Raw genomic sequence first — 7,258 nt, 5'->3', positions numbered from 1 at the left:
CCGGCCAGCAGGTGCCAGCCGGCCTCCGCGCTCGGCGCGTACGCCCCGCCGGGGCCGAGGAAGCGGAGCACGTCGCCCGGCCGGGCCCGCTGCGCCCAGGGCCCGGCCAGTCCCTCGTCGCCGTGGTAGACGAAGTCGATGGTGAGCTCCCGCGCCCCTGGGTCCCAGGCCCGCACGGTGTAGGTCCGCGTCTTCGGCCACTGGTCCCGGGGCAGCTCGGCGCGGATCACCGCCATGTCGAACGGCTCGGGGTAGTCCACCCCCGGCAGCGGGAACAGCAGCTTCACGTAGTGGTCGGTGAACTCACCCGCGTCGAAGCCGGCGAGTCCCTCACCACCGAGCACCACCCGGATCATGTGCGGAGTCAGCCGCTCGGTGCGCGTCACCACGCCCGTGGTCACGCGGGGTGCGCGCCGCGCCGGCTCGGTCGTCGCCATGGGGTTCCCTTCGTCAGACTTCTTAGGCAAGCCTAACTACATCACGCTGAGATCGTGACATCTCGTCCGCACCATAGATACAAGCTTGTATCCATGGCTGCTAGGCTCTCCGCATGGCCGATCCCGCGAAGCGCCCCTCCGCCGCCCACACCGCGTACGCGGTGACCAAGGAGCTGATCCTGTCCGGCGAGCTTCCCGGCGGAAGCCTGATCAGCGAGGGCGAGATCGCCGAACGGGTACGCGTGAGCCGCACGCCCGTCCGGGAGGCGTTCCTCCGGCTGGAGTCGGAGGAGCTGCTGACGCTGCACCCCAAGCGCGGCGCGGTGGTGGCGCCGGTGCCGCCGGGAGAGGCGGCGGACGTGCTGGAGCTGCGGCTGGCGCTCGAGCGGTCCGCGGCGGAGCGCATCGCGCGGACCGGACTGCGCGGTGATCACCACGAGAGGATGCGCGAGCTGCTGCGGCGTCAGCGGGCCCTCGCCGAGGCCGCGGACGTCGGCCGGTTCGCCGAGGCGGACGAGGCGTTCCACCGGTGCGTCGTCGAAGCGTCGGGCAACCGGCTGGCCAGCCGGTTCTACGCCACGCTGGGCGACCGGCAGCGCCGGATGAGCATCTCCGCGCTGCTCCCGCGGCCGGAGCGGCTGTCCCTCCTGGCCGACGAGCACGAGGCCCTCCTGAACCATCTCCTCGCCGGCGACGGGGCCGCGTTCGCCTCGGCCCTGCTCCGTCACCTCACCGCGACGCACGGCTCGCCGCACGCCGCCGGCCGCGACGACGACTGAGACGACGACCGAGACGACGACCGAGACGACGGCTGAGACACGCACTGACACCCTGAAGGTCTGACCCTCCCATGCCCGAAACCCCGCAGGCCGCCCCGTCGCCTGCCGCCACCCCCGCACCGAACTCCTGGCGGGCCGTCGCCGCGGCGATGTTCGCCTGCGGCTGGGGCGGCAACCAGTTCACTCCGCTGCTGCTGATGTATCGCCGCCTGGGCGGCTACTCCACGCTCAGCGTCGACGCCTTCCTCGGCGCGTACGTCGTCGGGCTCGTGCCGGGGCTCCTGCTCGCCGGGCCCGTGTCGGACCGGCGCGGGCGGCGCCCCGTGCTGGTGGCCGGCGCCGTCGCCTCGGCCGTCGCGAGCCTGGTGCTCTGCTTCGGCGGGCAGAGCGCGTGGCCCATCTACGCGGGGCGGCTGATCACCGGTTTCGCGGTCGGAATCGCCATGGCGGTGGGCAGCAGCTGGGTGAAGGAGCTGTCGGCCGGGGCGGACGGCGGGCTCGCCGCGCGCCGCGCCGCGCTGTGCCAGACGGCGGGCTTCGGGCTGGGCGCGGGGGTCGCGGGCGTGCTCGCCCAGTGGGGGCCGTGGCCAATGGTGACGCCGTACGTCGTCCATCTGCTGCTCGCCGTGGTGATCCCCGTGCTGCTCCTGCGGGTGCCGGAGACACGGCCACCGCTCCCGCACGTGACGGGCTCGGTCCGCGAGCTCCTCACCGCGCTGGTGAACGACCTGCGTGTCCCCGCGCCGGCCCGCAGGCGGTTCCGGCTCGTGGTCCTGCCGATGGCGCCGTGGGTGTTCGGCACGGCAGGGCTGGCGTACGCCGTCATGCCTCAGCTCGTCGGCTTCCGCGTGGGCGACTGGGGGCTCGCGTACGCGACCGGGCTGACCGTGCTGACCCTGGGCACGGGTGTGGCCGTGCAGCCCGTGGCCAGGAGACTGCACCGCGAGAGGGGAACCCGGACGGGACGGGCCCCGGTGGCGGCGATGGCGGTGACGCTCGTCGGCGCGGCGCTGTGCGCGGTGAACGCGGTGCTGCTGTCGCCGTGGCTCGCGGCCGTCGCCTCGGCCGCCCTGGGGGCCGGCTACGGCATCGCGGTGGTCTCCGGGCTGCTGGAGATACAGCGCATGGCCGGCGCCGACGATCTCGCCGGCCTGACCGGCGTCTACTACACGCTCGCGTACGCGGGTTTCCTGCTCCCCACCGTGCTCGCCACGTTGTCGGCGTGGCTCTCCTACCCCGTCATGCTGGCGGCGGTGGCCGCCGTGGCCCTGGTCTGCCTCGGTCTGGTCATGACCGGCGCGCGGGTCACCGAACCCGCGGCCCCGGCGCGCTGACCCCGCCAGGGGCGTGCGCCGGCTGAAGCTTTCAGACGGCGGGCATCGCGGGGACCCGGCGTCCATCGAGATCAGAGCGGGCGGCGGGGTTTCGCGGACGGCCGGCGCGCCGCCCGGGTGTTGTCCGCGCCGGTCGCGTGAGTGATCGTGCTGAGCAGGAAGATCCCACGCCATCGGTCGAGGAGGCACGGCATGGCGGTGCGTCTCGGAACGCGTCTCGGGGCGATGGCCGCGGCGCTGGCCCTCCTGCCGGTCATGGCGGTCCTCACGAGCACCCCGGCCGCCGCCGACACCCGCGTCGACAACCCCTACGTGGCCGCCCAGGGCTACGTCGACCCCTGGTGGTACGCGTCGGCCGCGGCGGAGCCCGGCGGCGCGGCGGTGGCCAACCAACCGACCGCCGTCTGGCTCGACCGCGTCGCCCGCGTCGAGGGGACGCCCTCCTCGCCCGGGCTGCGCGCGCATCTGAACGAGGCGGTCCTGCAGGACGCCGGTGTCTCGGGCCCGCTCACGATCCAGGTCGTGCTGAACGACCTGCCGGACCGCAACTGCACCCACCTGGTCTCCAACGGGGACTTCAGCGTGGCGGCCGACGGCCTGAACCGCTACCGGACCGAGTACGTCGACCCGATCGCCGAGATCCTGGCCGACCCGGCCTACCAGCGACTGCGCATCGTCGCGATCGTCGAGCCCGATTTCCTGCCGGGGTTGCTCCTGCCCGCCCCCACCGGCCGCTGCGCCGCCGTCCAGGCGAGCGGCGCCTACCCGGAGGCGGTGGGGTACGCGGTGACCCGGCTGCACGCCATCCCCAACGTGTACGTCTACCTCGACGCCTCCCACCACGGCGTCGTCGGCTACCCCGACAACATCGGCCGGGCCGCCGGCCTGCTCGCGAGCATCGCGGGCGCGACCGGCGGCGGGCTCTCGGCGGTGCACGGCTTCACGGTGAACGTCGGGGGCTACAACGCCCTGATCGAGCCGCACTACAACGCCCAGATGAAGATCAACGGGCAGCCGGTGAAGATGTCGCGGTGGGTCGAGTGGAACGACTACGTGGACGAGCTCTCCTTCGCCCAGGCGTTCCGGCAGCGGCTCATCGCGGCGGGGTTCCCGTCCGGCGTCGGCATGGTGATCGACACCTCGCGCAGCGGCTGGGGCGGCCCGGACCGCCCGGTCCGCCGGAGCACCTCCACCGACGTGAACCGGTTCGTCGACGAATCCCGGGTGGACCGCCGCAAGAGCGTCGGCAACTGGTGCAACCAGGCCGGCGCCGGGCTCGGCGAGCGGCCCCGGGCCATCCCCGCCTACGGCGTCGACGCGTACGCCTGGATCAAGCAGCCGGGTGTCTCGGACGGCTCCAGCGTGAACGTCACCGCTCCCGACGGCACCCGGCACGATCTCATGTGCGACCCCGTGTACGCCCCCGTGACCGGCGCGTACGTGCCCAGCGGCGCGCTCCCGGGCGCCCCGCCGGCGGGACAGTGGTTCGGCGCGCAGTTCCACCAGCTCCTGGCCAACGCCTACCCGCCGCTGTGAGGCGCCTGCTCGCCCCCGCTACCAGCGGTTGCGCGCTTCCTCCGCCCAGCCGGTCAGGCCGTCCAGGTCCACCCAGGCGCCGTCGTCGGCCCGCGCCCGTCCGCCGAAGTGGCCGAAGCACTGGTGGGTCTCACTGCCCACGACGCCGAGCTCGGTGCGGGCCTCCCGCACGTGGAACGGATGGAACTCCACCTCGACGCGCGGGCCGGTGATCCGCCACGGACGCTTCCAGTCCGTCCGGTCGTAGGACCAGGTCAGCTCGTCCCCGATCTTGTGCAGGCGGCCGTCGAGGAACAGCGCGTTCTCCGTGGAGCCGGTGCCGTCGGTCCATCTGCCGCCGAGCTGGATGGCCCTGCCGGGCCCGCTGCCGGCCGCCCAGTTCCAGGTGACCGCGTACGGCCACTTGCCCCGGCCGTGGTCCAGCACGGCGAAGGAGTCCGTCTCGCCGACGGCGTACTCGCCCGACGGCAGCCGGAGGCGTCCGCGTACGGGCCGGCCCACGTCCTTCACCGTGTACTGGAACCGGTTCGGCCCCCAGGGCACCACCACGCCCAGCGACTCGTGCCCCTCGGGCGACGCCGCCCGCAGGTCCACCTCGACTCCGAGGGCCGTGGCCCGGATCGTGGCGCCGCCCGGGTCCTGGTCGATGCGGATCTCCAGGCCGCCGCCGCGGACCGCGGCCGTCCCGGCCCCGCTGCGCTCGGAGAACACGGCGCCGCGGGCCAGCGGGACCGTCACATCCTCGGTGATCTCCTCGCCGGTGTCCCGGTCCAGCACGTAGAGGCCGTACACGCCGGCGTAGTCGAGCGACGACGCCACCAGGCCGACGATGTGGCGGGGCGTCACGACGCCCCAGTACTCCCAGCGCTTGCGCCGTCCCCAGCCGCGCAGGTTCGCCCGGTGGAGCGGCCGGCGGGTCCAGCCGACGGCGCCGGGGTCGAGCCGCCCGCCGGGCAGGCACAGGTCGACGGGCGCGGTGATCTCCCGTTCGTGGGTGGTCACGCGTTCGCCCGCCGTCACGAAGTCGCCGACCGCTCGTCGAGGAGCCGGACCAGCCGTTTCGGCGCGATCAGCCGGTAGCTGTCCTCGATCAGCCCGGCGATCTCGTCCCAGTCCTGATCGGCGTCCAGGCGCGCGCCCACCCAGCCGTTGCGGCCGACGTACGGCGGGACGAAGAAGCGCTCCGGCTCCGAGGCCACGAGGGCGTCCTGCACCCCCGGCCCGGCCTTGAACGTCAGCGACCGCCCGTCCTCGCTCGTCATCGCGAACATCTTGTCGCCGACCCGGTACGTGGGCGCGGTGTGGCCCCCGAACGGCTTCTCCACGGCCTCCGGCAAGGCCAGGCAGATCTCCCGGATTCTGGCCGCCGCCTCCTCATCGCCCACGCGGCTCGCCCCTTCGCCCGATCGTCATGACCGACCAGGGTACGGGCCGCGCTCCACCCCGGCCACCCGCCCGGGGCGGGGCAGGGGCAGGGTCAGTGGTCGTCCCAGTGACCGTCGTGGCGGACGTGGCGGTGGCCGTCGTGGATGTAGTCGACGTGGTCGCCGTGCGGCACGGCCACGTGCCCGCACCCGGGCCCGTGCTCGTGGTCGTGCACGTCGTGGACGGCGTGCGCGCTCTCCTCGCACTCGTCGACGTGGTTCTCGTGCACCCGGTGCAGGTGGCCGTCGTGGACGTAGTCCACATGGTCGCGGTGCGGCACCGCGACATGGCCGCACCCGGCGCCGTGCCGGTGCTCGTGTTGCGTGTGCGGATGGTGTTCGGTCGTTGTGGTCATGGGGGGATTCCCCTCTCCGGAAACCGCGGACTGCTGCCTTGGTACCCCCGTGGGTACGCCGGAGGCACCGCCTCGGCCGCTTTTGCGCAAGCCCATGGGAGGCTCTACTCCCGTTTGGGCCACCCGGCCGTCGTCCCGGTGCGTCCAGGCCGTCGGTCCGCGCCGTTTTCCGGGCGTTTCCTTAGAGGACAAGTAATTTGGGTGATTCGTTCTCTTGAACTAATCGTGTTTGAGGCTGTAGGTTTGGCGGCATGATCGCGCCCAGGACTCCGACCACCGCCGAGGACTTGCGCGGGGCCGGCCTGCGGGTGACGGCCGCCCGCGTCGCACTGCTCGAGACCGTCCGCAGTGGTGACCACCTCGACGTCGAGGCGATCGCCTCCGGGGTCCGCGATCGCGTGGGCCACGTCTCCCTGCAAGCCGTGTACGAGGCCCTCCATGCCCTGACCGCAGCGGGACTCGTCCGCCGCATCGAACCGGCCGGCAGCCCGGCCCGGTTCGAGGGCCGCGTCGGCGACAACCACCACCACGTCGTGTGCCGGTCGTGCGGTGTCGTCGCCGACGTCGACTGCGCGGCCGGCGAGGCGCCGTGCCTGACCGCCTCCGACGACCACGGCTTCACGATCGACGAGGCCGACGTCATCTACTGGGGCCTGTGCCCCGGCTGTTCCACCGCCCGCGCTTCCTGAGCCCCATGATCGACTAGTTTCAGAAGGATTCCCTTGACCGAGAACCACGACGCAATCGTTGTCGACCCGAAGACGGAGGGTGAGAGCGGCTGCCCGGTCGCGCACACGCGCGCCCCGCACCCGACCCAGGGCAACGCCAACCACCAGTGGTGGCCGGAGCGGCTCAACCTCAAGATCCTCGCCAAGAACCCCGCCGTGGCCAACCCCCTCGGCGAGAAGTTCGACTACCGCAGGGAGTTCGAGACCCTCGATCTCGCGGCCGTGAAGCGGGACATCGCCGAGGTGCTGACCACCTCGCAGGACTGGTGGCCGGCCGACTTCGGCCACTATGGCCCGCTCATGATCCGGATGGCGTGGCACAGCGCGGGCACCTACCGGATCAGCGACGGCCGCGGCGGCGCCGGCACGGGCCAGCAGCGGTTCGCTCCGCTCAACAGCTGGCCCGACAACGGCAACCTCGACAAGGCCCGCCGCCTGCTGTGGCCGGTCAAGAAGAAGTACGGCAGAAGGATCTCCTGGGCCGACCTCCTGATCCTCACGGGCAACGTCGCCCTGGAGTCGATGGGCTTCAAGACCTTCGGCTTCGCCGGCGGCCGCGTGGACGCCTGGGAGCCCGACGACGACGTCTACTGGGGCCCCGAGACCACCTGGCTCGGCGACGAGCGCTACAGCGGCGACCGTGAGCTGGAGAACCCGCTCGCCG

Annotated in this window: 9 protein-coding genes; 5 read left to right on the top strand and 4 right to left on the bottom strand. The window is 72.8% G+C overall.

Features of this window, described 5'->3' with window-relative positions; all coding sequences use genetic code 11:
- The coding region (locus AB0J39_RS36800) for a siderophore-interacting protein (RefSeq protein ID WP_363473350.1) at positions 1-437 on the bottom strand (437 nt) is incomplete at its 3' end.
- A 113-nt stretch (positions 438-550) separates the two neighbouring features.
- Between AB0J39_RS36800 and AB0J39_RS36795 the strand changes: the two genes are divergently transcribed.
- The 3 genes from AB0J39_RS36795 to AB0J39_RS36785 all read left to right on the top strand — a co-directional run bounded on the left by AB0J39_RS36795 (position 551) and on the right by AB0J39_RS36785 (position 4,086).
- Positions 551-1,216 carry a GntR family transcriptional regulator gene (locus AB0J39_RS36795; RefSeq protein WP_363473348.1) on the top strand — a complete coding sequence of 222 codons (666 nt, stop codon included), beginning with the start codon at positions 551-553 and terminating at the stop codon, positions 1,214-1,216.
- 71 nt (positions 1,217-1,287) lie between these two features.
- Complete coding sequence (locus tag AB0J39_RS36790) at positions 1,288-2,550, top strand: MFS transporter (RefSeq protein WP_363473346.1); 1,263 nt, start codon at positions 1,288-1,290, stop codon at positions 2,548-2,550.
- A gap of 192 nt (positions 2,551-2,742) precedes the next feature.
- Positions 2,743-4,086 (top strand): glycoside hydrolase family 6 protein, encoded by a 1,344-nt coding sequence (locus AB0J39_RS36785; RefSeq protein ID WP_363473344.1) that lies wholly within the window; start codon positions 2,743-2,745, stop codon positions 4,084-4,086.
- A gap of 18 nt (positions 4,087-4,104) precedes the next feature.
- On the opposite strand, the gene AB0J39_RS36780 is transcribed toward AB0J39_RS36785, so the two are convergent.
- The 3 genes from AB0J39_RS36780 to AB0J39_RS36770 all read right to left on the bottom strand — a co-directional run bounded on the left by AB0J39_RS36780 (position 4,105) and on the right by AB0J39_RS36770 (position 5,866).
- Positions 4,105-5,088 (bottom strand): DUF2804 domain-containing protein, encoded by a 984-nt coding sequence (locus AB0J39_RS36780; RefSeq protein WP_363473342.1) that lies wholly within the window; start codon positions 5,086-5,088, stop codon positions 4,105-4,107.
- Positions 5,089-5,102: 14 nt separating this feature from the next.
- Entirely contained in the window at positions 5,103-5,471 is a 369-nt protein-coding gene (locus AB0J39_RS36775) for an MmcQ/YjbR family DNA-binding protein (RefSeq protein ID WP_363473340.1), read from the bottom strand.
- Positions 5,472-5,563: 92 nt separating this feature from the next.
- A complete protein-coding gene (locus tag AB0J39_RS36770) occupies positions 5,564-5,866 on the bottom strand; it encodes a hypothetical protein (protein ID WP_363473338.1) in 303 nt (100 codons plus the stop codon).
- Between the two features lie 251 nt (positions 5,867-6,117).
- On the opposite strand from AB0J39_RS36770, the gene AB0J39_RS36765 reads away from it, so the two are divergent.
- Positions 6,118-6,555, top strand: a complete 438-nt coding sequence (locus AB0J39_RS36765; RefSeq protein ID WP_363473336.1) for a Fur family transcriptional regulator — start codon at positions 6,118-6,120, stop codon at positions 6,553-6,555.
- Positions 6,556-6,750: 195 nt separating this feature from the next.
- On the top strand, positions 6,751-7,258 hold a 508-nt coding region (locus AB0J39_RS36760; protein WP_363473352.1), incomplete at its 3' end, for a peroxidase family protein.

The organism is Microbispora sp. NPDC049633 (genome assembly GCF_040675265.1).
Classification (GTDB): Bacteria; Actinomycetota; Actinomycetes; order Streptosporangiales; family Streptosporangiaceae; genus Microbispora; species Microbispora maris.
Note: the sequence above shows the minus strand (reverse complement) of the source record. Positions and strands in the feature narration are given on the sequence as shown.